The 24,250-nt window shown below is 70.4% G+C and carries 21 protein-coding genes and 2 pseudogenes; 6 read left to right on the top strand and 17 right to left on the bottom strand.

The features are described from left to right. Nucleotides 1-144: 144 nt before the first annotated feature. Both StrepF001_RS05260 and StrepF001_RS05255 read left to right on the top strand, forming a co-directional pair. The gene (locus StrepF001_RS05260; RefSeq protein ID WP_129797077.1) at nt 145-1,227 is read left to right on the top strand and encodes a S1 family peptidase; all 1,083 of its coding nucleotides are present in this window, start codon (nt 145-147) and stop codon (nt 1,225-1,227) included. A gap of 281 nt (nt 1,228-1,508) precedes the next feature. Then, nucleotides 1,509-2,207 (top strand): VanZ family protein, encoded by a 699-nt coding sequence (locus StrepF001_RS05255; protein ID WP_129797076.1) that lies wholly within the window; start codon nt 1,509-1,511, stop codon nt 2,205-2,207. 154 nt (nt 2,208-2,361) lie between these two features. On the opposite strand, the gene StrepF001_RS05250 is transcribed toward StrepF001_RS05255, so the two are convergent. The 4 genes and pseudogenes from StrepF001_RS05250 to StrepF001_RS47275 form a co-directional block, all read right to left on the bottom strand. Beyond that, nucleotides 2,362-3,474: a HAMP domain-containing sensor histidine kinase gene (locus StrepF001_RS05250; RefSeq protein WP_206306770.1), complete on the bottom strand. Its 1,113-nt coding sequence runs from the start codon at nt 3,472-3,474 to the stop codon at nt 2,362-2,364. Continuing rightward, nucleotides 3,467-4,162, bottom strand: coding sequence for a response regulator transcription factor (locus StrepF001_RS05245; protein WP_129797075.1), 696 nt, complete (start codon nt 4,160-4,162; stop codon nt 3,467-3,469). Before StrepF001_RS05245 ends, StrepF001_RS05250 begins: the two co-directional genes overlap by 8 nt. 550 nt (nt 4,163-4,712) lie before the next feature. Further along, complete coding sequence (locus tag StrepF001_RS05235) at nt 4,713-5,453, bottom strand: VOC family protein (protein ID WP_129797074.1); 741 nt, start codon at nt 5,451-5,453, stop codon at nt 4,713-4,715. 121 nt (nt 5,454-5,574) lie between these two features. Then, nucleotides 5,575-5,649, bottom strand: a pseudogene (locus StrepF001_RS47275) (cupin domain-containing protein); the annotation flags it as partial. 324 nt (nt 5,650-5,973) lie between these two features. Here StrepF001_RS47275 and StrepF001_RS05225 point away from each other — a divergent pair. Beyond that, a complete protein-coding gene (locus tag StrepF001_RS05225; protein ID WP_129797073.1) occupies nt 5,974-6,846 on the top strand; it encodes an alpha/beta fold hydrolase in 873 nt (290 codons plus the stop codon). Between the two features lie 64 nt (nt 6,847-6,910). On the opposite strand, the gene StrepF001_RS05220 is transcribed toward StrepF001_RS05225, so the two are convergent. Both StrepF001_RS05220 and StrepF001_RS49395 read right to left on the bottom strand, forming a co-directional pair. After that, nucleotides 6,911-7,888, bottom strand: a complete 978-nt coding sequence (locus tag StrepF001_RS05220) for a lytic polysaccharide monooxygenase (RefSeq protein WP_129797072.1) — start codon at nt 7,886-7,888, stop codon at nt 6,911-6,913. 209 nt (nt 7,889-8,097) lie between these two features. Further along, entirely contained in the window at nt 8,098-8,232 is a 135-nt protein-coding gene (locus StrepF001_RS49395) for a hypothetical protein (RefSeq protein ID WP_129797071.1), read from the bottom strand. Nucleotides 8,233-8,372: 140 nt separating this feature from the next. On the opposite strand from StrepF001_RS49395, the gene StrepF001_RS05210 reads away from it, so the two are divergent. Next, entirely contained in the window at nt 8,373-8,990 is a 618-nt protein-coding gene (locus tag StrepF001_RS05210; RefSeq protein WP_129797070.1) for a class I SAM-dependent methyltransferase, read from the top strand. Between the two features lie 11 nt (nt 8,991-9,001). Here the strand turns inward: StrepF001_RS05210 and StrepF001_RS05205 are convergent, their stop codons facing one another. Then, nucleotides 9,002-9,502 carry a DUF402 domain-containing protein gene (locus tag StrepF001_RS05205; RefSeq protein WP_129797069.1) on the bottom strand — a complete coding sequence of 167 codons (501 nt, stop codon included), beginning with the start codon at nt 9,500-9,502 and terminating at the stop codon, nt 9,002-9,004. Then, nucleotides 9,483-10,412: a GNAT family N-acetyltransferase gene (locus StrepF001_RS05200; RefSeq protein ID WP_129797068.1), complete on the bottom strand. Its 930-nt coding sequence runs from the start codon at nt 10,410-10,412 to the stop codon at nt 9,483-9,485. The genes StrepF001_RS05205 and StrepF001_RS05200 overlap by 20 nt, the downstream gene beginning before the upstream one ends. 71 nt (nt 10,413-10,483) lie before the next feature. On the opposite strand from StrepF001_RS05200, the gene StrepF001_RS05195 reads away from it, so the two are divergent. Further along, nucleotides 10,484-10,852 (top strand): GntR family transcriptional regulator, encoded by a 369-nt coding sequence (locus StrepF001_RS05195; RefSeq protein ID WP_206306769.1) that lies wholly within the window; start codon nt 10,484-10,486, stop codon nt 10,850-10,852. A gap of 57 nt (nt 10,853-10,909) precedes the next feature. Here the strand turns inward: StrepF001_RS05195 and StrepF001_RS05190 are convergent, their stop codons facing one another. Next, nucleotides 10,910-11,683, bottom strand: a complete 774-nt coding sequence (locus tag StrepF001_RS05190; protein ID WP_129797066.1) for a DUF72 domain-containing protein — start codon at nt 11,681-11,683, stop codon at nt 10,910-10,912. Nucleotides 11,684-11,722: 39 nt separating this feature from the next. Then, a complete protein-coding gene (locus tag StrepF001_RS05185) occupies nt 11,723-12,817 on the bottom strand; it encodes a DUF5925 domain-containing protein (protein ID WP_129797065.1) in 1,095 nt (364 codons plus the stop codon). Between the two features lie 168 nt (nt 12,818-12,985). Here StrepF001_RS05185 and StrepF001_RS05180 point away from each other — a divergent pair, with 168 nt between their 5' ends. Further along, nucleotides 12,986-14,398 carry a xylan 1,4-beta-xylosidase gene (locus StrepF001_RS05180; RefSeq protein WP_129797064.1) on the top strand — a complete coding sequence of 471 codons (1,413 nt, stop codon included), beginning with the start codon at nt 12,986-12,988 and terminating at the stop codon, nt 14,396-14,398. Nucleotides 14,399-14,428: 30 nt separating this feature from the next. Here the strand turns inward: StrepF001_RS05180 and StrepF001_RS05175 are convergent, their stop codons facing one another. The 7 genes and pseudogenes from StrepF001_RS05175 to StrepF001_RS05145 all read right to left on the bottom strand — a co-directional run bounded on the left by StrepF001_RS05175 (nt 14,429) and on the right by StrepF001_RS05145 (nt 23,960). Further along, on the bottom strand, nt 14,429-18,139 hold the full coding sequence (locus StrepF001_RS05175; protein WP_129797063.1) for a lipopolysaccharide biosynthesis protein: 3,711 nt from the start codon (nt 18,137-18,139) through the stop codon (nt 14,429-14,431). Then, the gene (locus tag StrepF001_RS05170) at nt 18,132-18,905 is read right to left on the bottom strand and encodes a polysaccharide deacetylase family protein (RefSeq protein ID WP_129797514.1); all 774 of its coding nucleotides are present in this window, start codon (nt 18,903-18,905) and stop codon (nt 18,132-18,134) included. The genes StrepF001_RS05175 and StrepF001_RS05170 overlap by 8 nt, the downstream gene beginning before the upstream one ends. 19 nt (nt 18,906-18,924) lie before the next feature. Further along, a pseudogene (locus StrepF001_RS05165) lies at nt 18,925-19,913 on the bottom strand (glycosyltransferase family 2 protein). Next, the gene (locus StrepF001_RS05160) at nt 19,910-20,731 is read right to left on the bottom strand and encodes a glycosyltransferase family 2 protein (protein ID WP_129797062.1); all 822 of its coding nucleotides are present in this window, start codon (nt 20,729-20,731) and stop codon (nt 19,910-19,912) included. Before StrepF001_RS05160 ends, StrepF001_RS05165 begins: the two are co-directional and overlap by 4 nt. Before the next feature lie 322 nt (nt 20,732-21,053). Further along, the gene (locus StrepF001_RS05155; protein WP_129797061.1) at nt 21,054-22,151 is read right to left on the bottom strand and encodes a GNAT family N-acetyltransferase; all 1,098 of its coding nucleotides are present in this window, start codon (nt 22,149-22,151) and stop codon (nt 21,054-21,056) included. A gap of 1 nt (nt 22,152) precedes the next feature. Further along, entirely contained in the window at nt 22,153-22,656 is a 504-nt protein-coding gene (locus tag StrepF001_RS05150; protein ID WP_240797285.1) for a hypothetical protein, read from the bottom strand. Between the two features lie 95 nt (nt 22,657-22,751). Continuing rightward, nucleotides 22,752-23,960: a S8 family peptidase gene (locus StrepF001_RS05145; RefSeq protein WP_129797059.1), complete on the bottom strand. Its 1,209-nt coding sequence runs from the start codon at nt 23,958-23,960 to the stop codon at nt 22,752-22,754. Nucleotides 23,961-24,250 lie beyond the last annotated feature (290 nt).

Raw genomic sequence — 24,250 nt, 5'->3', positions numbered from 1 at the left:
CACGCCAGTTGTCGTACGCGCGTCCTGAAGTCGACCTTGTGTGCTCCCTGTGGGTGTCGGAATAGTGGGCGCCCAGTCCACACACCTTCTGGTCCGTGAGGCCCCCACAGCCTCCCGGACCAACCCCCCACAGGAGGACGTGAGTTGAAGCACCGACGCATACCCAGGCGGCGGGCCGCCGTGGCAGGTGCGGGCATCGCCGCACTGGTCGCCGCGGGAGTCACCTTGCAGAGTGCGAACGCCAGTGAGACCCCGGAGGCGCCCGCGCTCAAGACGCTGTCGGCCCTGGCGGCCGGAAAGCTCGCCTCGACGCTCGACCGTGACCTCGGCGCGGACGCGGCGGGAACGTACTACGACGCGAAGGCCAAGAGCCTCGTGGTGAACGTGCTCGACGAGGCCGCGGCACAGACGGTCGAGCAGGCCGGCGCCAAGGCCAGAATCGTCGAGAACTCCCTCGCCGAACTGAAGGGCGCCCGTACGACCCTGAAGCAGGACGCGACCATCCCCGGCACCTCCTGGGTGACCGACCCGACCACCAACAAGGTCGTCGTGACCGCCGACCGCACGGTCTCCGCGGCCGAGTGGAAGAAGCTGACCGCGGTCGTCGAGGAGCTCGGCGGCACGGCCGAACTGCAGCGCACCAAGGGAGAGTTCAAGCCCTTCATCGCCGGCGGCGACGCCATCACCGGCGACGGCGGGCGCTGCTCGCTCGGCTTCAACGTGGTCAAGGGCGGGGAACCGTTCTTCCTCACCGCGGGCCACTGCACCGAGGGGATCTCCACCTGGTCGGACTCGTCCGGCAACGTCATCGGCGAGAACGAGGCCTCCAGCTTCCCGGGCGACGACTACGGCCTCGTCAAGTACACCGCCGAGGTCGACCACCCGAGCGAGGTCAACCTCTACGACGGTTCCACGCAGGCGATCTCGGGCGCGGCCGAGGCCACGGTCGGCATGGAGGTCACCCGCAGCGGCTCGACCACGCAGGTGCACTCCGGCACGGTCACCGGCCTGGACGCCACCGTGAACTACGGCAACGGCGACATCGTCAACGGCCTCATCCAGACCGACGTCTGCGCCGAGCCCGGTGACAGCGGCGGCTCGCTGTTCTCCGGCAGCAACGCGGTCGGCCTCACCTCCGGCGGCAGCGGCGACTGCACCTCCGGCGGGGAGACCTTCTTCCAGCCGGTGACGGAGGCCCTGTCGGCGACCGGCACCGAGATCGGCTGATCCACTCCGTTCCTGCGAAGTCCCGCTCCGCGCGCGAGGGGCGGGACTTTCGCATGCGGGCGTCCGTCTGCTGTTCGGCGTGAACCTGGCGGTGGAGGGGCCCGAGCCCGACGCGCCAACCGCCGTGATCTGCAACTGCACCTGACCGAACTGCACCGGGCCGCCCGGAGCCGGGGTGGGCCCCCACTCCCTCTCTCCGGCGGGCGGAAGACCGCGTCGTATCACGGGCGCATCGAAAAACGCATACGCCCGCGATACAGTCCTCCGCCTTCAATGCGGGCATGGACCACAGCACATCACTGTCAGCCCCAGCCCGTCGTACGCGCAGGATCGTGATCGTCAGTCTGGCGATCCTCGGTGCAGCGACCGCTGCGTTCGGCCCGTTCGGCATGGTGCTGAGGATGCTGTCCATGCCGCTGCGCAGGCCGGGGTGGCACGTCTTCTTCGGTACGTTCAATGGCGTGGCACTCATCACGGTGGCCGCACTGCCGTTGGCCGCGCTGGCGGGGTGGGCACTGGCACGCCGTCGGAGGGCCGCCGGCGTCACGTCGGCGTGGCGGATGTCGCTGGCCGAGGTCGGCATCGTCTACGGGACGATGCCGTGGGTCTGGATCATCATGCTGCCGGGCGACGAGGCCGGCGCCGTCGTGAGCCTGGTACCGCTGCGAGACCTGCTGGCGATGGACACGGGTCAGGTCGTCGGCAACCTGCTGGTGTTCGCGGTGCTGGGATTCCTCGCCCCGCTGCGGTTCGCGGCGCTGGCGTCGGTACCGCGGATCCTGGCGCTCGCGGCGGGCTGCTCGGTCCTGGTCGAGACCGCGCAGTACGTCCTGCGGCTGGACCGGGTGTCCTCCGTGGACGACGTACTGCTCAACACCGCTGGCGCCGGGCTGGCCGCGCTGGCGTCGCGCTGCTGGTGGCGCGCTACGGCCACAGCGTCGTCAGACGGACCTCGATCGGCCCCGGTACCGGGGCGCTGAGCCGCGCGGTACGCCGGCCTCGGTGCACCGCTACCTCGGCCTCGGGGATCAATCGAACCGTGGTTGACGCCGAGATTGGTCATGGTCCGCCGCGAGGCCCTGGAATGTCTGGGTTCATTGGATGCCGGAGACGTTCGAATGAATTCGATATTCGTCACCTGTCGGTGTGCGGGGATATCGCGGGTAGTTCCACAGTGATGCGGATCCCGCCGACGGAGCGCGGGGTGAGGGTGAGCGTTCCGTCGTGTGCCTGGGTGATGGTTTTGACGATGGCCAGGCCGAGGCCGACGCCTGCGTGGTCGGTGTGTATGCGCGCGGTGCCCCGCTGGAATGGTTCGGTGAGTGTCGAGACCAGCTGTGGGGTGAGCTTCTCGCCGGTGTTTTCGACAGTGAGCACCACAGCCTTGGGGCGGACGCTGGTATTCACCCACACGGTGCCCTGTTCAGACAGGTTGTGGACGATCGCGTTGTGCACGAGGTTCGTGGTCAGCTGCAGCAGGAGCGCGGGTGAGCCGATGGTGGGGGTGATGTCGCCGGAGGTTTCGATGGTGACGCCACGCTTCTCGGCGAGGGGGAGGAGTGTTTCGGTGGCTTCTTCCGCCAGGAGGGACAGGTCGACGTGTTCTCGGGTGAAGGACCGCCGGCCGGCGCGGCTGAGCAGGAGCAGTGCTTCAGTGAGGTCGATCGCTCGGGTGTTGACGGCGTGGAGGCGGTCGATGACTTCGCCGGCGTCGTGTGTCGGATCGGTGCGGGCCACGTCGAGAAGTGCCTTCGAGACCGCCAGGGGGGTGCGCAACTCGTGCGAGGCGTTGGCTGCGAATCTCTGCTGTTCGGCGATGTGTGCTTCGAGCCGCTCGAGCATGCCGTCGAAGGCGTCGGCGAGTTCACGGAACTCGTCTTTGCGGCCCGGTAGCCGGATCCGGTGGGAGAGTGATCCGTTCGCGACGGTGCGTGTGGCGTTGGTGATCCGGGTCAGCGGGGCGAGCATCCGGCCGGCGAGGATCCACCCTCCCACGAGGCCGAACACCAGCAGGAACGCCAGCACTGCGGCTGCCCTCGGAGCGAAAACGTCCAGGAGACTGGACCGGACGGGAAAAACACCATTCGTGGGGTTGTCATCGTGGTTGATGAGCGTTGCACGCTCGGGGACGTAACGCAGGAGGAACACCCACACCGCCGCGAGCAGCAGGAGACCGGCAAGCATGAGGAAGCCGGCGTAGCTGAGGGTGAGTTTGAGGCGAACGCTCAGCCCAGACGCCCTATCCACGGTCTCCTCCCTCGTGTCCGGCCTCTGGTTGCGTGTCGATGCGGTAGCCGACGCCTGGCACGGTGGCGATGATCCAGGGTTCGCCGAGGCGTTTGCGCAGTGCCGAGACGGTGATGCGCACGGCGTTGGTGAATGGGTCGGCGTTCTCGTCCCACGCCCGCTCCAGCAGCTCTTCGGCGCTGACGACACCGCCTTCGGCAGCGACGAGGACTTCGAGCACGGCGAACTGTTTCCGGGTGAGCGCGACGTAGCGGCCGTTGCGGTGGACCTCGCGGCGGAACGGATCCAGCCGCAGACCTGCGATCTCCCGCACGGGCGGCCTGTTGTGCGCGCGCCTGCGGTCGAGTGCTCTGAGCCTGAGCGCGAGTTCTTGCAGCTCGAACGGCTTCGTGAGGTAGTCGTCGGCGCCGAGTCCGAACCCGGAGGCCTTGTCGTCGAGACGGTCGGCAGCAGTGAGCATCAGGATCGGCATGCCGCTGCCGGACGCGACGATGCGTTTGGCGATCTCGTCACCGGACGGTCCGGGGACGTCGCGGTCGAGGACGGCGATGTCGTAGGCGTTGATGCTCAGCAGTTCCAGAGCGGTGTCGCCGTCACCTGCGAGGTCGGCTGCGATCGCTTCCAGGCGTAGGCCATCGCGGATGGCTTCTGCCAGGTAGGGCTCGTCCTCGACGATCAACACACGCATGGTCTCGATGCTACGAGCCGGCGCATATCATCGACATATCGAGAACCACATACGTGCCGGCAACACCACGCTGCCTTGACTGAAGGCGTGCCTCGAACCCTGCCGTCCGCACGAACAACGCCCCGCCGGATTCACCGGCTCCTTGTCGTCGGCCTGATAGTCGTCACAGCAGCGATCACCGCAGCCCTCGGCTACACGCCCGAGGAACGGGTCATCCGGTGCGCACTCACGCGCGTAAGGGCATCGAGGTAAGCCCCCCAAGCCGCCCGTCGCGTGGACCGGCGGGCCTCCGGGTGAGACGGCGGGTCATCAGCGTGATGGCTGTCCAGGTCATGAGCGTCTCGCCACAGCTGCTCAGCGCCGCTTCGCCTGGTGTTCGCACAAAGCCTTGACCGGACGCCCACGGGGGCGGCCGGCCATAACGATCGCTGACCACCTGCACGCAAGCTCTCGCCGCCCGAATCGACCGAGACGCCGCAGCCCGACCACCCGGGGCCATGGCGCATGAGCACCCAAGGCTCACGTGTCGGGGTGTCGTCAAGGCTCCGCGTCAGGAGGGGGCGAGGACGCAGAACTCGTGGCCTTCCGGGTCGGCCAGGCACGTCCACGGGACGTCGCCCTGGCCGAGGTCGAGGTCGGTGGCGCCGAGGGCCCGCAGCCGGGCCACCTCCGCTGCCTTGTCGTCACCGGGGTACGGCAGCAGGTCAAGATGGACGCGGTCCGGCACGGTCTTCACGCCGGGCGTGCGGAGGAACTCGAGATACGGGCCGACACCCTTGGCGGAGCGCAACACCGCATGGTCGTCGGTCACCTCGTGCAGGGTCCAGTCCATCGCCTCACCCCAGAACCGGGCCATGGCCCGCGGATCCGCGCAGTCGACCACCACCGCGGCGATCGGCCCGGTGTCCCGGTAGATCTCCCGAGGCTCCAGCACGCAGAACTCGTTGCCCTCCGGGTCGGCGAGGACCGTCCACGGCACTTTGCCCTGGCCCACGTGGGCGGGCGTCGCACCGAGAGCCTTCAGACGCGCGACCAACTCCGCTTGATGGGCCGCCGAGGTGGTGGCGAGATCGAGGTGCACACGGTTCTTTGTTGTCGTCTTGGGTTCCGGGACGGGAACGACGTCGACGCAGACGAAGACCGGGTCCGGCCAGACGAGGCCGCCGGCGGGTCCGACGTAGGTGGTCACGCCGGGGCTGTAAGCACTCCAGCCGAGCGCCTCCGCCCAGAACCGGCCGACCGCCGAGCCGTCAAGAGCCTTTATGTTCACCTGAACAGGTCGCAGTGCCATGCCGGCGATCCTATGCACCCGCTCTGCAACGACATCCGCAGGTACCGTCGCCAAACAGAGATCGGGCCGGGGGGCGGTGATTCCGGGGTCGTTGGTGGTGTAACTCCCCTCGATCAGCAGTTCAGTTGGCCCATGGCGGCACGATACGCGTACCGTCGGCCAGCTCCGCCTCCAGGCCGATGGAGGTGGTGACCCAGGCGTGCCCGGCTCGTCGTGCTGACTGGGCGCGAGTGGGCCTGTGCGCGGGCTGCGGAGGAGGCGGCTGCGGACGTCGCGCGTGAGTGGAGTGGGCTGGGGGGAGGCCGAAGTCCGCGCATTGCACTGCCAGTTGGTGCGTCTGGTGCCCAACCGGCCCATGTGTCCCTCCTGGTGACTTGTCGTCACTGGAAGTTTTTACTGACGCGTAACTTCCCACTTGAACTACTCGTCCGTAACTTGACGAGTGAACAGCATCCTCGTGATCCGGATCACAGGGCGTAAGGCCATCGCACCTCCCCTTGAGCCGCAAGGAGATCACCCGATGCTGCCCTGGAAACGAGTGCTCAGATCGGCGGCCGCGCTGCTGCTGACCGCCGTGGTCGCCACCCTCCCCGCCGCCACCGCCGCTCACGCGGCCGACGCCACTGTGACCTCGGACAGTGGCTGGAACGACTACTCCTGCAAGCCGTCCGCCGCCCACCCGCGCCCCGTCGTCCTGGTGCACGGCACCTTCGGCAACTCCGTCGACAACTGGCTGGGCCTTGCCCCGTATCTGATCCAGCGCGGTTACTGCGTCTTCTCGCTCGACTACGGCCAACTGCCGGGCGTCCCGTTCTTCCACGGTCTCGGTCCGATCGACAAGTCGGCAGAGCAACTCGACGCGTTCGTCGACAAGGTGCTCGCCGCGACCGGCGCCGCCGAGGCCGACCTCGTCGGTCACTCGCAGGGCGGCATGATGCCCCGCTACTACCTGAAGTTCCTCGGCGGAGCAGCCGAGGTGAACGCCCTCATCGGCCTCGCGCCCGACAATCACGGGGCCACCCTCAGTGGGCTCACCCATCTGCTGCCGTACTTCCCGGGCGCCGAGGACCTGCTCTCCACCGCGACCCCCGGCCTCGCCGACCAGATCCCCGGTTCCGCCTTCCTCACCAAGCTCAACGAGGGCGGTGACACCGTGCCCGGCGTCCGGTACACGGTCATCGCCACCAAGTACGACCAGGTGGCCACGCCGTACCGCAGCCAGTACCTGGACGGACCGGACGTTCGCAACGTCCTGCTCCAGGATCTGTGCCCGGTCGACCTCTCCGAGCACCTGGCGATCGGCCTGTTCGACCGGATCGCCTTCCATGAGGTGGCCAACTCCCTGGATCCTGCGCGGGCGAAGCCCACCACCTGCGCGTCGGTGTTCAGTTGACGCGCACCCCGCCATCGCCGGGGCCTGACCGGCCTGAGCCGCCGGTCAGGCCCCGGAGTCCGGTTCAGCGGCCGGCCCGGCCGCCCACCGCCCGCCGTCGTACCGACGCGAACAGGGCCGCCGAGCCGAGCGCCAGCGCGGCCGCGCCGGCGACGGCGATGTACGGCGTGCCGCTGTCGCCGCCGGTCTCGGCGAGGTTCTCGGTGGCACCGGCGGCCTTGGGCTGGTTGGCCGCCGCGACCGGCTCCGCCGACGTACGGGCGTCGTTGTCGCCGTGGCCGTGGTTCTCGACGGTCGACTTGTCGGTACCGTCCTCGATCTGCTCCTCGGAGGGGGCGGACGCGGTGGGCGCCGGGGAGGCGTCGGTGCCGCCGGCGTTCTCCGTGCCGCTCTGCTCGCCGCTGCCGCCGCCGAAGGTGACGTCCGAGCAGGAGTAGAACGCCTCCGGGCTGTCCGAGCGCTGCCAGACGGCGTACAGCAGATGCTTGCCGGAACGCTCGGGGAGCGTGCCGGAGAACGTGTAGAAGCCGCCCACGGGGGCCGGGTCGGTGGCCGTCGCCACCGGGTCGGCCAGGTCCAGGTCGTCCCAGGCGAGCGGCTGGGACGGGTCGTAACCCGGCTTGGTGACATACACCTTGAAGGTGCCCTTGTGCGGGGCGGTCACGCGGTACTTGAAGGTGTACGAGCCGCTGCTCACGGCGGTCGCGGGCCAGTCGGCGCGGGCCAGGTCGAGGCCCTTGAACTCGTCGTTGTTCGCGCTGCACAGCTTGCCGTCGGGGATCAGCTCCTGGTGGCGGCCGTTCGCGTCGCCGATGCGTATGCCGTTCCAGTCGTAGAGCGCCTGGGTGCCGCCGGCCGCGACCGCCGCCTTGCAGGCGTCCGACCGGGGGCTCTCGGGGCCCTCGGCGTAGCACTGCGAGACCCGGCTGACCGGGTCGCCCATCGAGCCGTGCGCGGATGCGGGTGCGGCGGCGAGCGCGGTCAGGGCGAGTGGGGCCAGGCCGAGGGTGACGACGGCGGCGGCCTTGCGGCGTGCGGGCATGGGGGAGCTCCTCGTAACGGTCACTGGGGTGAATCCCGGGGGGATCCCGTGGGGGCTGATCAGAAGCTAGCCCCAAGAAACCGTGAAATCGCCTGCTGGAGGCGGGTGATGGAGATCCTTATGGTCCCTTTAAGGGAGTGCTCATGCTGCGCTGAGGTAGGTACGGTTCGCCGCGCCTTCGAGGCACCGTGCGCCGGTACCCGGCCCGGTCACCCGTCCGGCCACCACGTCCGTGCGATGTCCTTCCGCACCTCCGGGCGCTCGGCGGGCCGCTCCTCGGCCTCCTCACGGACCCGGCGGGTGTCCGTCTTCCGTGGGGGCTTGTGCACTGTGACTCGGCGCATGGCTGCCTCCTTCAGTGCCTACCGCATTTCCGTGATCTCACGGAGGTAGACCCTTTCGGCGAGAGTTCCTCATCGGTACGGGTCTGTCAGTGGCGGCTGTCACGATTCGACTGTCAGTGGTGGCTGTCACTCTTGGGCGCATGACGGATGACCGGGACGGAACGACCTCGGCGGATGACGTGGACTGGGACGCGTCGGCCGCCACCTTCGACGACGAGCCGGACCACGGACTGCGCGATCCCGACGTCCGGGCGGCCTGGGCGACACGGCTGCGCACCTGGCTGCCCGACGCCCCCTGCGACGTCCTCGACCTCGGCTGTGGCACCGGCAGCCTGTCGCTCCTCGCGGCCGAGCAGGGACACCACGTGACCGGCGTCGACCGGTCCCCGGCCATGGTGGACCGGGCCCGCGCAAAGCTCGCCGGACGTGACGCCGCGTTCCTGGTCGGTGACGCGGCGGCACCGCCGGTGGGGCCGCAGCGGTTCGATGTCGTCCTCGTACGGCACGTCCTGTGGACGCTGCCCGACCCCGGCCGCGTCCTGCGGCACTGGCGGGGACTGGTGCGGCCTGCAGGCCGGCTCGTGCTGGTCGAGGGCGTCTGGGGGAGGACCAGCCCGGTCGGCATACCGGCCGAGCGGCTTCGCGCGCTGCTCGTGCCGCTCGGCGGGCGGGTGCGGGTGGAGCGGCTGTCGGAGGACGCCGGACTGTGGGGGAGACGCGTGGACGACGAGCGGTATGCGGTGGTGTGCGTGGTGTGAGAGTGGCTGCGCTACTTGAGCAGCGCGTCGAAGTCGGCGCCGCGGGCCAGGGCCTCCAGTTCGTCCAGGGCCGCGAGGGCGGTGGCGGCTGCTGCCGGGTCCGCTTCCGGCAGGCCGCTCTCCGCGAACTCGTCCTCGTCCAGGCGGCGTACGTCCGTGCCGTCGGCGGAGCGCCACAGGTCCAGGTCGAGGTCCTCGACGACCAGCTCCGTGCCGGTGAGCGCGGCCGGGCGGGTGATGTCGCAGTACCAGCCCTTGAGGATGCCCGTGGCCGTGCGGACCTCCTTCACCGAGTACCAGCGGTCCCGCCAGTAGTACTCCGTGAAGATGTCGCCCTGCTCGAAGCGTACGAAGCCGAAGTCGCGGGCGGTGTCGCCTGCCCAGGGGGCGCGTACCGAGATCCGGACACCGTCGTCCTGGAGCAGCTCCGCAGGGTAACGGATCTTCGTCCGGCCGCCCTTGACGAGGACGACGTCCACCATGTGTGCGGCGTCAGCCGAGTTCGCGGACATACCGCACCTCCGTTGCGCAAATCTCGTACCCCAGCCACTTGTTGATCGCGAGCATCGGGCCGTTGCCGGCGTCGTTGCCCGTGAACGCCTCCATGTACCCGGCGGCGCGGGCGCGGTGCAGCGAGTCGTTCTTGGCGAGCTTGGCCAGGCCCCGGCCGCGGAAGGCGCGGGCGGTGCCGGTCATGGCGGTGGCGTAGCGCCCGGTGCCGTCCGTATACGCCGCGGTGAAGGCGGCGGGGCGGCCGTCGACGACCGCGACCGTGGTCAGATCGAGGTCCAGCAGGGGGCGCTTCCAGGTCTCCTCGATCCAGGCCTCGTAGTCGGTGAACTCGGTGTCGATGTCGCTCGGTTCGTCCGACGTCGTCTCCGCGTCCAGTTCGAACATCGGGCGTGGGTCGTCCGCGAAGTCGGCGGCCGTGCGCAGCTCGACGCCCGGTGGCGGGGTCCGCAGCGGTGGCAGCGTGCTGTTCGCCAGGTCCAGCCGGAGGAAGTGGGCAGAGCGGCTCGCCTCGTAGCCGTGCGATGCGGCGAAGGCGCGGTTGCCGGGTTCGTCCAGGACCCAGGTGAACAGCCTGGTCGCGCCGTGGGCGGTCAGATGCTCCTCGGCGGCCCGGACCAGCAGCGCGCCGGCGCCGCGGCGGGTCCGCTCCGGGTGCACGTACACGTTGACGTTGCCCTGGCCGGGCTCGGGGCTGTCGTGGGCCAGGTGCACCTGGGCCGTGCCGATCACCTCGCCGTCGTCCACGGCGGCGAGGGGGCGATAGTGCGCCTCGGGGCTCATGTGGGTGAGGTCGTGCATGAGGGATTCCGGGGTCATCAGGAGGAAGGGCGTGGCGAGGCCCCTGACGCGGGCGAAGCCCTCGATGTCGGCTCGGACCTCCGGGCGGAGGTCGCGCACGATGACGGTCATGGATGCGCACGTTACGTGGGGACGAGTGCGGGATGCCTCTCATTTTCCGGCGGGTGCGGGACAATCGGCCCGTGACCTTGAAGATCCACATCGACGACAGTGCCCCGCCGTACGAGCAGGTGCGGGCGCAGATCTCCGAGCAGGCGCGGTCCGGGGCGCTGCCGGTGGGGTACCGGCTGCCGACCGTGCGGGGGCTGGCCGAGTCGCTCGGCCTCGCCGCGAACACCGTCGCCAAGGCGTACCGGGCGCTGGAGACGGACGGGGTGATCGAGACGCGAGGGCGGCACGGGACGTTCGTCGCCGCCGCGGGCTCGGCGGCCGAGCGGGAGGCGGCGTCGGCTGCGCAGGCCTATGCCGAGCGGGTCCGACGGCTCGGCCTCGGCGAGGACGCGGCGCTCGATGCGGTTCGGGATGCCCTGCGGGCGGCGTACGCCGAGTAGCCACGGGCGGAATCAGATGTGCGGATCACGCCGAGCAGCCACGGCGGGAACCAGGTGTCACGCCGTACGCTCCAGCCGCCCCGGAGTCCGTGTGACCGTCCGCCCCTCCCGCGCCGCCAGCTCCCCGAACAGCACCGCGTCCTCCACCGCCGCCCCGCCGGGGTCGTTGTTGAAGTACGCGTACACGTCGTGCCCGTCGGACCAGGTGCCCGCGATCCGCTGGACCCACGTCCGCAGGGACTGCCGGCCGTAGCGCGGCCACGGCTGAGCGCGGCCCTGGTGGAAACGGACGTAGCCCCAGTCGGTGGTGCGCCACAGCGGCGTCACCGGGCGGGCCTGGACGTCGGCCCAGCACAGGGCCGCGCCCCGGGAGCGCAGCACCGCCTCCACCTCCGGCGTCCACCAGGAGTCGTGGCGCGGTTCGACCGCGATGCGCGTGCCGGCGGGGAAGCAGGCGAGGCAGGCATCCAGCAGGTCGGCATCGGCGCGCAGCGTCGGTGGGAGTTGCAGCAGGACCGGGCCCAGACGGTCGCCCAGCCCTTCCGCGTGGCTCATCAGGCGGTTCACCGGTTCCTCGGGGTCCCGCAGCCGCTTGATGTGGGTGAGGTACCGGCTCGCCTTGACCGCGACCACGAAGTCCGACGGCACGCGATCCCGCCAGGCCTCGAAGTTCTCCCGCGTCGGCAGCCGGTAGAACGCGTTGTTGATCTCCACGGTGGCGAACCGCTCCGCGTACTGCTCCAGCCACAGACGCATGGGACACCCGTCGGGGTAGAGCAGCCCCCGCCAGTCCTTGTACTGCCACCCCGACGTGCCGACGAACAGGGTCATACGTCCATCAAAGCACCGGCCGAAGCCGAAGCCTCAGCCCTACAGATACAGCCCCGCATCCGACCCGTCCCGCGGCTCCGGCAGCGTCGTCGGTGACGTGCCCCGGCGCAGCGCGTACAGCTCCGCCAGTGTCGCGCCCTCGCGGCCCACGCCCTCCTCGCTGCCCAGCCAGCCGACCGCCTCCCGCCGGGTCAGGGGCCCCACCTCGATACGGGCCAGGCAGCGGCCCGGCCGGACGACGGCGGGGTGGAGGCGCTCGAGGTCCTCGTTGGTGGTGACGCCGACCAGGACGTTGCGGCCCTGGCCGAGCAGGCCGTCGGTGAGGTTCAGCAGGCGGGACAGCGCCTGCCCGGCCGTGTGCTTGGCCTCGCCGCGGATCAGTTCGTCGCAGTCCTCCAGCAGCAGCAGCCGCCAGCGGCCCTTGCCCGCCGCGTCCTCCTCGCCGATGGCGATGTCCATGAGGTAGCCGACGTCGGAGAAGAGGCGCTCCGGGTCCAGCACGCAGTCCACCTGGCACCAGTCCCGCCACGAGCGGGCCAGCGTGCGCAGCGCCGACGTCTTGCCGGTGCCGGGCGGGCCGTGCAGGAGCAGCAGCCGGCCAGCGATGTCCTCCGGGGTCGTCTTCATCAGGCGGTCCATCGCGTCCGCGACCGGTGCCGTGTAGTTGGCCCGGACCTCGTCCCACGTACCCGCCGAGATCTGCCGTGTCGTACGGTGCGGGCCGCGCCTCGGGGAGACGTACCAGAAGCCCATCGTGACGTTCTCCGGCTGCGGCTCGGGTTCGTCCGCCGCGCCGTCCGTGGCCTGGTCGAGGACCTGCTGCGCCAGCTCGGGGCTGGTCGCCGTCACCGTGACGTCGGCGCCGCGGTTCCAGCGGGAGATGAGCAGTGTCCAGCCGTCGCCCTCCGCCAGCGTGGCGCTGCGGTCGTCGTCGCGGGCCGCGCGCAGCACCCGGGCGTCCGGCGGCAGCAGTGTCGCCCCGGACCGTACGCGGTCGATGTTGGCCGCATGCGAGTACGGCTGCTCGCCCGTCGCGAAGCGGCCGAGGAACAGCGCGTCGACGACGTCGGACGGCGAGTCGCTGTCGTCGACGTTGAGCCGGATCGGCAGAGCGTCGTGTGGGTTCGCAGACATGCCGCCATGATCGGGCACACGGGCGCCGCGTGCACCCGGTTTCCGCGGTGCGCGTGGAGTGTCGGCTCCACGCTCCTCCTCCTGCTGTGTCCCTCTCCGTCCCGTTACCGGGTCGTACATCCACGACATCTGCCCCCATCGCCCTGCTCGCCGTTACTGTTGCCCTCGATGGGACGTCATGGGTGGGATTCGGGGGCACGGCGGTGGCGGCTCACCGCGCTGCTCGGTGTGTCGGCGGCCGTCGTGGCCCTGGTGGTGACCCTGGTCAGCACGCTTCCCGGCGGCGGCGCGAGCACCGAAGGCACCTCGCCCGACGGCGACAAGGTGCACGGCACGCCCGCCACACCGCCGCGGGACCCGCAGCCGGACGTCGGCTGGGGCTTCACCCACACCCAGTTCAGCGCCGACGAGGGCAGCACCGCCGCCACCGCGCGTGTCCAGGGCCTGCTCAAGAACACAAGCCTGCCGCAGAACCAGCACATCATGGGCTGGGGAGCCGACAACCCCGAGCCGGTGAAGGGGCGTTACGACTTCGCGGCTCTTGACCGCCGGGTCGACTTCGTCCGCGCCTCCGGGGGCACGCCGGTCATCACGCTGTGCTGCGCCCCGGACTGGATGAAGGGCGGCGAGGCAGGTGCCGGCAACACCGACTGGAGCCAGTCGGCCCTGGAGACGGCCCCCGACCCCGAGCACTACGACGACTTCGCCGCGCTCGCCGCGACCGTCGCCAAGCGCTATCCGGACGTGCGCCACTTCATCGTCTGGAACGAGTTCAAGGGGTTCTGGAACGACGCGGAGCACCGCTGGGACCACGAGGGTTACACCAGGCTGTACAACCTCGTGTACCGGGCCCTGAAGAAGGTCGACGCCGACATCATGGTCGGCGGCCCGTACCTCGTGATGGACAGCGTCGACCCGCGCCAGACCGAGAACGCCTCCCGCACCCTCAAGGGCCCCTGGGGCGCCATGGACCAGCGGGTCCTGGACGCCTTCGGCTACTGGAACGAGCACAAGGCGGGCGCCGACTTCGTCGTCGTGGACGGCTCCAGTTACACCAAGGACGACGAGCTGCTGCCCGACGAGTTCGCCGCGACGGACAAGTTCACGGCCGTCGGCCAGTGGGTGCGCCGGCAGACCGGTGGCGATCTGCCGCTGTGGTGGGCCGAGTACTACGTCGAGCCGTCCGACGGCAACGACGACCGGCACGGCTGGTCCGAGGCCCGCCGCGGTGCCGTCCAGGCCGCCGGAATGATCGCCATGGTCAAGGGCGGCGCCTCCTCCGGCTTCTACTGGAACCCGGAGGAGGAGACGGGTCCCGACTGCCCCGGCTGCCTGTGGACGCCGACCGACACCGGCGACGGGGGCGGCAGGCTGCCCATGTACGACCTGGTCGCCCGCTTCAACGCCGAGTTCCCGCCGGGTACCGCGTACGAGACGGTGTCCGCCCCGGCGGACGTACGTGTCCTCGCCGGCGACAGGACCGTCCTGGTGGTCAACACGCTCGACCGGGCGATCAGCACCGAGGTCGACGGCAAGCGGTTCGACCTGCAGGCGTACGAGGTGAAGTGGCTCAAGCGGTAGGGCCTGTCCGCCGGACAGGCCCTGGGCCGCTCACTTCATCGTCAGGAACCGCTGCACCAGCGAGGCGAGCAGCACCGCCAGCAGCGGCAGCGAGAACCAGAAGGTGCTCTGCAGCCACCGCAGTTGCCGCACGCTCGGCCGCACCGCCACCCGGACCACTTCCCGCGCCGTCAGCAGCACGATCAGCGCGACGGCCGCGAGCGCCCCGACCACCGACCAGGGTGTCCAGGTCACCAGCGGTCCGGCCGGCCCCGGGTCCGCCTCCGGCACGGGACCCCTGGGCTGCCGGGCCAGGGAATAGATGGTGACGTCGTCGTTGATGTACACCTTCCGCAGCTCCGGCCGCCGGTCCAGGTTCTGGATCAGCCGGGGCTCCCAGGTCGCCGAGTAGCCCACGTCCATGCGCAGGAAGGTGACCTGACTCCGGTTGATCATCAGATACGAGTTCGGCCCCGCGTCCTTCAGCGCCTTGACCAGCCCCGACACCAGCACCGGGTCGGTCGGCGCCTGCGTCGGCACGTACTGCACCTTCTCCATGTCCCGGGCGCCCCACGGCAGGGCCGGCGTCACGGTCTCCAGCGGGTCGTCGCTGAGCCACAGCAGCCGGACGCTCGGGTCGTCATGGGCGTACACGTACTCCATCGCGGCGACCTCACCGGGCCGTACCCGTTCGAAGGTCTCGTTGCCCCAACGGGCCACCAGGAAGCCGCCCATGAGCACAAGACCGGCCATCAGCGCGGCCAGCGGTGCGAGGCTCACCCGGTCCTTGTCGCGCTCCTCGGCGGTGACGCCGGTGCGCGGGAACAGGGCCAGTCCGGCCAGCAGGGCGGCGCCGGGCAGCGCGAACAGGAAGACGCGCAGCGCCATTTCACCGCCGTACGACTGCATGCCGAAGCCCAGGAACGGCACGAAGGCGAGGACCAGCAGCGAACGCTCCCGGTACTTGTACTCGCGCCGCCGCCACCAGCCCCAGCAGGCGAAGGCCATCACCCCGCCGGCCAGTGCCACGCGCGCGTACAGCACGAGTTTGTGGGTGGAACTGCCGCCCTCGATCCGGCCGGACACCGACGACGACACATTGCCGCCGACGCCGCCGACCCCGCCGAACAGCTCGGCGAAGTGCCCGGACCAGTACGGCTCGGCCAGGAAACCGATCCAGGCGGCGACCATCACCCCGCACAGGACGGGCAGGCCGCGCAGTTCGGACCTGCCGATCAGGACGAGGACCGAGAGCACGCCCAGCATCACGAACGGGGTGAGCTGGTGGGCCGGCACGGTCGCCGCGAACAGACCGGTCACCACCAGCAGCAGCACGGCCCGCTGCCGCCGGTTGGTCGGCTCGACCTCCGCCTCGCCGGGACGCGCCTTGGTCCAGATCACGCGCGGGGCACGGAACCAGACGAGCAGGATCGCCACGAAGACGAGGTACAGCAGATAGGTGAAGCCCTGCGGGGAGAAGTAGTCCTGCCCGACCCAGCCGCTCAGCACGAAGATCCAGACCCCGGTCCACTTGGCGCGCCAGCTCGCCCGGAGCGAGCGGGTCAGCAGGAACAGCGGGGCCAGGCAGAGCAGTTGCATGGTCAGCGGCCACCAGCGGATGACCTCGGTGAGGTCCGTGACCCCGCAGGCCTGGGCGACGAACGCGGCGGCCGCGAAGAAGCCCGGCCAGCTCCAGCGCGCATCCAGGTCGGGCACCGCGACGCCGGTCCGGTCGATGTGGTCGAGGAACCCGAGGTGCTGCCAGGCGGTCGCGAACCGCGGCTCGGTCTCGATCACCGCGGGCAGCGCGTGCAGGGACACGACGGTCGCCAGCAGGGTGACCAGCAGCAGCGTCCGGTGCTCGCGACCGAGCCACAGCAGCGAGGCGAACACCACGACCAGAAGTCCGGCGCCGACCAGGGTCGGGGCCGGCAGCACGGAGACGAGGCCGAGCCCGCCCATCCGGTCCAGGTCGGCCTCGCCGAGCCGCAGGGCCGGGACCCAGTACAGCAGGAGGGCGGCGATCAGCAGACAGCCGAGGATCACACCGAGGCGGGTGGGGAACAGGCGTCGCAGCGACGGCTCCGGACGGGGAACATCCGCTTCCGGGGCGGGTATCGGCTCCGGTTCCGGCATCGGCTCCGGTACGGCCGCCATGCCGGCCTCCGGCTCGAACGGCGCGTCCACCTCCGGCTCCGGCAGCACGGGCACGCCCGTCGGCGGTGTCCCCGGCCCCGGCCGCACGTCGGGGCGGCGTTCGAGGTGGTCGAAGTCGACATGGACGCCGAGCGCGAGGGTGTCGCCGTCGAGCGCCCAGGCCGGCCCGCGCCTGCGCGCCGGCCCGGGCGCCGCCGGGACCTCGCGCGCCCCCAGGTCGGCGAGGTCCCCGTCGGGTGCCGTGCCCTCGACGAGGTCGACGGACGGAGCCCTGACGATCTTGTACAACTTGGGCGCGGCGATCGCCACGATCACCGCAAGGCTGGCGATCTCCGCGACGCCCGCGCCGGTCAGCCCCATGCGGGGGAGCAGCAGCAGCGTCAGCCCGAGCACCAGCACGCACAACAGGCCCTGCAGCCAGGCGAGTCCGGCGGTGCGGCTCTGTGCGCGCAGCACCGCCAGGTACGTCTCCATCACGACCCGCAGGACCGCGCCGAGTGCGAACCAGCGCAACAGCGGCGTCGCCGCGTCCGCGTAGCCGGCACCGAAGACACCGAGGATCCACGGCGCGCCGAAGAACAGCAGGGCGGCGACCGGCAGCATGATCCGCGCCATCCGCTTCAGCGCGGCACGGGTGTTGGCGGCGAGGCGGCCGGGGTCGTGCGAGCCCTCGACGGTCAGCGAGGCGCCCATGTTGATGGCGAGCAGGTTGACCGTGCCGCCGATGGTGGCGGTGATGTAGAAGTACGCGTTGTCCTCGGAGCTGACCTGCGCGGCCACGATCACCGGCACGAGATAGACCACGGCGAGCGAGAACAGCGACCCGGTGTAGTCACCGGCCAGGAACCTGCCGACCTCCCCGAGCGTCGGCGGCCTCGCCTGCTCCTCGGTCGCCTTCACATGCCGGGGCACCAGCCGCCGGAACACCAGCCAGCCGAGCGGCAGTACGGAGGTGGCGATCGCCGCGACCCAGGACACGAAGACGCCGGTCATCGGGATCGCCACCGCGAACGCGACCAGCAGCCCCAGCTTCACCGCGGAGAACACGGTGTTACCCACCGGCACCCACAGCGCGCTGCGCAGCCCGGTCAGCACACCGTCCTGCAGGGTGAGCAGGTTCCACGCGACGACGGCCACCACGAACCCGGCGGCGGGCAGCGGCCCGTGCAGGAAGCGGTACGACGGCCCCCACACGTCCAGCGTCAGCAGAAAGACCCCCGCGGCCAGCGCCACCACCAGCGAACTGCCCGCGTACGTACGGAGGATGAGCCGCCCGGTGGTGCGGCCCGCGACCGGGATGAAGCGGGCCAGGGCACCGGTGAGCGTCACCGCGGTGAGCCCCGCGAGGAGCTTCATCGCGGCGATCGCGGCCGAACCCTGACCGACCGCAGCCTCGGAGTAGTAGCGGGCCGCCACCAGCCAGTAGCCGAGGCCCAGGAGGGCGGAGATGCCGGTGTTGAGCATCAGCGCGTAGGCGTTGCGGAACAGCTGACCGCCGCCCGGCGACCGGCCGAGTGCGGGCAGGCGCAGCCGGCGCCGGGGCTGCTGCTCCGGGGTCTGCGTCTCGATGGGTTCGGCCTGTGCTGTGGTCGTCGTGTCAGACACGGGTTCTGGTGGCCTTCCGGCGGACCTGTCGTGCTCTGCGGACCATCGCGTACCCCTTGGTGAGGGCGCGGTCCCTGGCGAAGGTGCGGGCGATCGCGCGGCCCTCGATCAGCCGCTCGAACTCCTCGAGGCCGGTGCTGCGGCGCACGGTGACACGGCGCAGGGCGTACGGCCCCTGGTGGCGGCGGGCCAGGCCGTTGCCGACGGCGAGCGCCTGGGCGTACCCCGTGGCGCGCACCTCCTGTCGCACCCGGTGGCTGGAGTAGCCGTAGGGGTAGGCGAACGACACGGGCAGGGCGCCCAGTTCACCGGCCACGATGTCCCGGCAGCGGGTCAGCTCGAAGCGCAGGGCGTCGTCGTCGAGCTGGTCCAGCTGCGGGTGGCTGTGGCTGTGGCCGCCGATCTCGACGCCCGCGTCCGCCAGCTGGCGCACCTGGTCCCAGTCGAGCATGCGGTCCAGGCCGCCGCCGGTGTCGTACGCGCCCCGGAGCCAGCCCGTGGAGACGAACAGCGTGGCCGGGAAGCCGTGCTTGGCCAGCACGGGCAGGGCGTGCCGGTGCACACCCTCGTAGCCGTCGTCGAAGGTGACCAGCACCGGGCGCGGCGGCAGCGGACGGCCCGTGCGCCACCGCGCCGCCAGATCGGCCGTGGTCACCGGGGTCAGGCCCAGGTCGCCGATGACCGCCATCTGTCGGGCGAACGCATCGGGCGTGACCGACAGGGCGCGGGTGGCGTCGTTCGGGTCGGTCGCGACCGCGTGGTACATGAGGATCGGTACGCGCACCTCAGCCACCGGAACCCCCCTCGATCGGCGCCACGGAGAACGTGGTGCCGCCCCTGCGCGCCCGGACACTCCCCACGACGTACCCACCGGCCGCCGCGAACACTCCGGCGACGATCGCACCCGCCCGCCCGCACCGCCCGGCCGGGCCAGCACGGCGTCGCGCAGCCCGCGCGCCACCCCGGCGGGCAGCACCCGGGTCGTGTACCGGCGTTCCGACTCGAGTCCCTTGTCCGCGCCGACACTTCGGGCCACCAGTGCCTTCGACAGACCTTCGGCATACGTACGCGTACGGAAGTACCCGAAGTGCTCACGCGCCTTCGGCACCCGGTGGTGGATCACCGCACGGTCGTCGATCAGCAGGACCGCCTCGGGCAGGGCGCGGGTGAGGCGGATGCACAGTTCCGTCTCCTCGCAGCCCAGCGGGCGCTTGTCGCCGTCGCGGCCGATACCGGTGGCGAAGCCGCCCGCCGTGTCGAACGCGCTGCGGCGGAAGGAGGCGTTGCCGCCGAGGACGTTGCGCACCCGGACCAGTCCGCGCGGCAGGCCCCGGTAGGTGCAGCCGACCACCCAGTCGAACTCCTCCGGGAACCAGGCGGGCCGGCGCCCCGACGCCCAGATCGGTTCGGTACGGCCGCCGACCGCCATGACCCGCGGGTCGGCGTACGACGAGGCGAAGTGGCGCAGCCAGTCGCGTTCGGCGACGGCGTCGTCGTCGAGGAAGGCGATGACGTCGCCGCGGGAGGCCGCGATGCCGGTGTTGCGGCCGGCGGACAGACCGCGGGGGCCCGCGTTGGCGAGCACCCGCACGTCCCCGGCCTCCTTGTACTCCCCGGCCAGACGGTCCAGAAGCGCCTGGTTGTGGTCCACGACCAGGAGCGTCTCCAGAGCCGGCCGGGACTGCGCCCGCACCGAGGCGACCGCCGCGAGGATGTCCTCCCAGCGGTCCTCGGTGTAGACGCAGATCACGACGGAGATGTCGGGACTGCTCAAGACACCTCTCCCCGGACCGTGTCGAGCATCGGGGACGGGTGCGTACGGCGGCGCAGCGCACGCCGGTTGGAGCGCTCCTTGAGGATCACCTTCAGCACCCGCAGCCCGTCGCGCACCGCGCGCAGATTGCTGGTGCCGTGGATGCGGAGGTACTCGTGGCTCGGTATCTCCTGCACCTTCAGCCCCGCCTTGACCACCCGGATGTTCATCAGGGTCTCGACCTCGAAGCCGGTGCAGTCGAGGTCGATCTTGTCCAGGCAGTGCCGCCAGAACGCGTTGTAGCCGTAGCACAGATCGGTGTAGCGGGCGCCGAACTTGCGGTTGACGACCGCGCACAGGGCACGGTTGCCGAGCTTGCGGATGAAGGTCATGTCGTCGGTGCCGCCGCCGTTGGCGAAACGCGAGCCCTTGGCGAAGTCCGCGCCCGAGACGAGGGCGGAGACGTACGACACGATCTCGTTGCCGTCGGCCGAGCCGTCCGCGTCGACCATCACGATGATGTCGCCGGTGCAGGCCTCGAACCCGGTGATCAGCGCGTCGCCCTTGCCCTTGCCGCGCTGTCCGACGACTTTCACGTCCGGCCACAGGTCACGGGCGACCTCGACGGTGTTGTCGGTGGAATTGCCGTCCACAAGAACCACTTCGTGTATCCAGTCCGGAAGTGTCTTGAAGACGTAGGGGAGATTCTCCGCCTCGTTCATGGCGGGAATCACCACGCTCACCGGTGGCGCAATGGCCAGGTGAGAGGAGATCGGCCGGTATGCGCCGGCCGTTGTCGGATTCTGGCTCGTGGTTGCCGAGCCCAGAACGGAGCTCATGAGTCTGGTCCCTCTCGTCCGGTGGACCGCCCACCCCCGGGCGGCCCGGCTCTGTGTCCGGTTCGAAAGGGGGGTTGTCACTGGCAAAAGCTCGCCGGCTCCGGAAAACGGCAGCCGGTTGCGCGGCACGTCTCGGTCACACGCAGGTCACCGAGCACGGCACCCCCCTACCGCGCCCGCGCCGGCACCACCGCGGCCCCTGAGCCCTCCCCTGGTTCCGCTTGGTGATGGTCCGATGCGGGTGAGATGTATGAAGGTATTGACCTATCACTCCTTATGGCAAGACCTGGAACCTGACCTCACCTTTTTGTTGGTTTGGCCGTTACCTGCGACCTGCCCGGATCTTGCCCATTTTCTTGAGCAGCCGGTCGGCGGGCTCGAACAGCTCCGGCCGCGACACCACGACATTGCGCAGCGCGCGCACCGGCGCACGCCGGGCCCGGTGCCCGATCGCCACCGGGTGACGTCGCGTCACCCACCCCTCGGACACCTGGATTTCACGGGTCTTCAGGGAGTCCTTGTATTCCTTCTGGCCCCGGCCCAGATCGAGATAGGCGATGCCGTCGGCGGCGGCCGCCTCGGCCATCCGCAGATGCAGGACCAGCCCCGGGGAGTACTTCGAGTACGCCGGGTCGTACGCCGGGAACCAGCAGGCGAGCACCCGCTCGCTGCGCAGCCCGAAGTGCGCGGCGATCGGCTTGCCGTCCGCGTACAGCACGGACAGAATCCCGGCGAACGGCTGGGAGCGGGTGTGGAACAGCTGCTCCACCAGGCGGGTGATCCAGTCGTGCGCGAAGCGGTCGCTGCGCCCCGTCCTGCGGTACTGCGCGGACTTCCAGTCCATCAGCGTGCGCAGGGCGGCGGGATCGCGCTCGTCGTGGACGTAGACGACCTCACCCGCGTCCCGGCCCAGCTTTCGCTCCTTGGCGAGCGTGGTCCTGGTGAACTTCGGTGACTGGGCGCGCAGTCGGCTCAGATAGGCCTCGTAGCCCTGGTCGACATCCATGACCGGGGACGGGAAGGTGCCGGAGGCCTCGGCCTCGAACGGATGCTGGCCTTCCACCAGGTGGTCGAACTCCCATACGGCGAGCCCACAGGCCCGCAGCAGCTCCCGGGCGTCCCAGGCGAACCCGGGCCGGTGCACCACGCCCTGGGCGTCGGAGACACCGAGCCCGATGGCCCGGCCGACGCCGGTCGCCGATCGCTGGAACGGGAAGAACGCGGCCGGTTCGCCGCCCTCGCGGACGACCGCGATCCGTACGCCCCGTCTGCAGCGGCCCACCGCGAGCGCGAACTCGGGGGACAGGAACGGGTTCGCCAGCTCGGGCGAACCGTGCAGATGGGCCTTGGCCTGCATGGCCGTCCACGCCGCCCGGTCGGCGGCGGTGAGTTCGCCGGGGCGGTACACACTGATGTCCACGTCACGAGCCCTGTCTTCTCACGGTACGGCCGCCGTGGCGCCGTACCAGAACCAGCAGGAGAGTGAGGGCGCTGATGGCGGTCACGGCCGCGATCCCGCCGCGTACCGACCACAGGTGCAGGGCCAGCAGGCCCTGGGCCACCAGCATGTCGACGACGATCGCACCCGCGAGCGAAACGAGTGCGCGACTGAGCGGATCCAGCCCGCTGAGCGCGGCGGCGATGGCCGCGGCCGGCGCCACGAGCAGGAAGAACAGCGTGAACGGAGCGCGCAGCGGCGAGCTCGAGTCGGTGAGCGCGAGCAGCGCGCCGATCCCCCCGACGGCCGTCACGGCGCCCGCGAGCACGGGCCACAGGTCCCTCCCCGAACCCGGCCGCGTCCCCTCGACACCGTCTGGTGCGTCTGATGCATCGGTCTTGATGCGGATGGTCTGCATTGGCGACTTTGCCCCCCGAAGCGCCGGATGCCGGGCTTCAATGTCGCGCAGTGCCGCCCGGGCCGTCAAGACGCGGAATGCGCTTCTTGTGGCACATAGGGACATTCCCCGGAGGCGGCGGGACCGCCCCCGGGGAACTGCCTGTCACACCAGGCTCAGGGGTGTCACGGGACGATCTTCAGCAGCCGGTTCGGGGAGCCGCTGCCCGGGCTGGTGACCTTGCCGGTGGTCGCTCCGCTCGTCAGTGCCGAGGCGACCTGCGCCGGGGTGGACGAGGTGTGGTTCGCGAGGTAGACCGCCGCTGCGCCCGCGACGTGCGGAGTCGCCATCGACGTTCCGGAGATGGTGTTCGTCGCGGTGTCACTGGTGTGCCAGCCGGCGGTGATGGAGGAGCCGGGCGCGAAGATGTCCAGGGCGGAGCCGTAGTTGGAGTAGCTCGCCTTGGCGTCCGTGTTGGTGGTGGCGCCGACCGTGATCGCTTCGGAGACCCGGGCCGGGGAGGACGAGGAGGCGGTGGTGCTGCTGTTGCCCGCCGCGACGGCGTAGGTCACGCCGCTGGCTATGGAGTTGCGGACCGCCGTGTCCAGCGACGCCGAAGCGCCGCCGCCGAGCGACATGTTGGCGACCGAGGGGCCGGAGTGGTTCTGCGTCACCCAGTCGATGCCGGCGATCACGCCCGCGGTGGTGCCGGAGCCGCTGTTGTTCAGCACCCGGACCGCCACGATCTTCGCCTTCTTGGCGACGCCGTAAGTGGAACCCGCGACCGTGGTGGCCACATGGGTGCCGTGGCCGTTGCCGTCGGAGGCGGTGGTGTCGCCGTCGACGGCGTCGTAGCCGTAGGTGGCCCGGCCGCTGATCTGCGAGTGGCTGATGCGCACGCCGGTGTCGATGACGTATACGGTCACACCGCTGCCCGCACTGTCCGGATAGGTGTAGGTCCCGGAAAGCGGAAGCGAGGTCTGGTCGATCCGGTCCAGGCCCCAGGGGGCGTTGGACTGTGTGGTGTCGGCGAGCTGGACGCGCTGGTTCTGCTCGACGGAGGCCACCGCGGGGTCGGCGGCCAGTCTCCTCGCCTCGGTCGCGGAGAGGTTGGCGGTGTAGCCGTTCAGCGCCTTGCCGAACGTCTGCTGCACCGTGCCGCCGTACTCCTTGATCAAACCCTTGCCCTCGCTGGACGCGGCCTTGACGCCGGCGCCCTTCTTGAGGGTGACGATGTAGCTGTCCTTGACGGCGGCGGGGGAGCCGGCCGCCAGGACCTTGCCCTCGGCCGGGGCGGCCTGGGCGGGGAGTGCGGTGAGCCCGCCCAGGAGGGCGGCGGTCGCCAGGCTGGTGGTCGCGGCGAACCGGGCCTTCTTGCTACGCAGTTGTGCCATTACGAGGGAGTCCTCCTCCAGGCGGCGCGCGCCCGGGTGGGGCTGCGCGCATGTGGGGGGTGAGCGCGTCTTCGCGCACACGGCCCGGGGCGTCGCGTACCGCCCGGGCTGCGGTAAAGCGTGGGTGAGCTACGTGCGTAGAACAAGGGAGTTGAGTACCTGTCAACAAACCTGTCATGAGCACGTAACAAACGCCAGAGTGAACGCGCAGGGTTCATGTGGAGGATGGGTGAAAAGTCTTGGCATGGACACTTCCGTTCAACACGCGTAGTTGGTACGACGGTTGAGGC

Origin of the sequence: Streptomyces sp. F001 (assembly GCF_004187715.1) — a bacterium.
In the GTDB taxonomy this organism is placed as follows: domain Bacteria; phylum Actinomycetota; class Actinomycetes; order Streptomycetales; family Streptomycetaceae; genus Streptomyces; species Streptomyces flavusporus.
The sequence above is the reverse complement of the archived record's forward strand: the minus strand, read 5'-3'. Positions and strand labels throughout refer to the sequence as shown.

Excerpts from the sequence above, each read along its gene's own strand:
- StrepF001_RS05255 (WP_129797076.1), top strand. The coding sequence starts at position 1,509 with ATGGACCACAGCACATCACTGTCAGCCCCAGCCCGTCGTACGCGCAGG.
- StrepF001_RS05245 (WP_129797075.1), bottom strand. The coding sequence starts at position 4,162 with ATGCGTGTGTTGATCGTCGAGGACGAGCCCTACCTGGCAGAAGCCATC.
- StrepF001_RS05235 (WP_129797074.1), bottom strand. The coding sequence starts at position 5,453 with ATGGCACTGCGACCTGTTCAGGTGAACATAAAGGCTCTTGACGGCTCG.
- StrepF001_RS05225 (WP_129797073.1), top strand. The coding sequence starts at position 5,974 with ATGCTGCCCTGGAAACGAGTGCTCAGATCGGCGGCCGCGCTGCTGCTG.
- StrepF001_RS05220 (WP_129797072.1), bottom strand. The coding sequence starts at position 7,888 with ATGCCCGCACGCCGCAAGGCCGCCGCCGTCGTCACCCTCGGCCTGGCC.
- StrepF001_RS49395 (WP_129797071.1), bottom strand. The coding sequence starts at position 8,232 with ATGCGCCGAGTCACAGTGCACAAGCCCCCACGGAAGACGGACACCCGC.
- StrepF001_RS05210 (WP_129797070.1), top strand. The coding sequence starts at position 8,373 with ATGACGGATGACCGGGACGGAACGACCTCGGCGGATGACGTGGACTGG.
- StrepF001_RS05205 (WP_129797069.1), bottom strand. The coding sequence starts at position 9,502 with ATGTCCGCGAACTCGGCTGACGCCGCACACATGGTGGACGTCGTCCTC.
- StrepF001_RS05200 (WP_129797068.1), bottom strand. The coding sequence starts at position 10,412 with ATGACCGTCATCGTGCGCGACCTCCGCCCGGAGGTCCGAGCCGACATC.
- StrepF001_RS05190 (WP_129797066.1), bottom strand. The coding sequence starts at position 11,683 with ATGACCCTGTTCGTCGGCACGTCGGGGTGGCAGTACAAGGACTGGCGG.
- StrepF001_RS05185 (WP_129797065.1), bottom strand. The coding sequence starts at position 12,817 with ATGTCTGCGAACCCACACGACGCTCTGCCGATCCGGCTCAACGTCGAC.
- StrepF001_RS05180 (WP_129797064.1), top strand. The coding sequence starts at position 12,986 with ATGGGACGTCATGGGTGGGATTCGGGGGCACGGCGGTGGCGGCTCACC.
- StrepF001_RS05170 (WP_129797514.1), bottom strand. The coding sequence starts at position 18,905 with ATGTACCACGCGGTCGCGACCGACCCGAACGACGCCACCCGCGCCCTG.
- StrepF001_RS05160 (WP_129797062.1), bottom strand. The coding sequence starts at position 20,731 with ATGAGCTCCGTTCTGGGCTCGGCAACCACGAGCCAGAATCCGACAACG.
- StrepF001_RS05145 (WP_129797059.1), bottom strand. The coding sequence starts at position 23,960 with ATGGCACAACTGCGTAGCAAGAAGGCCCGGTTCGCCGCGACCACCAGC.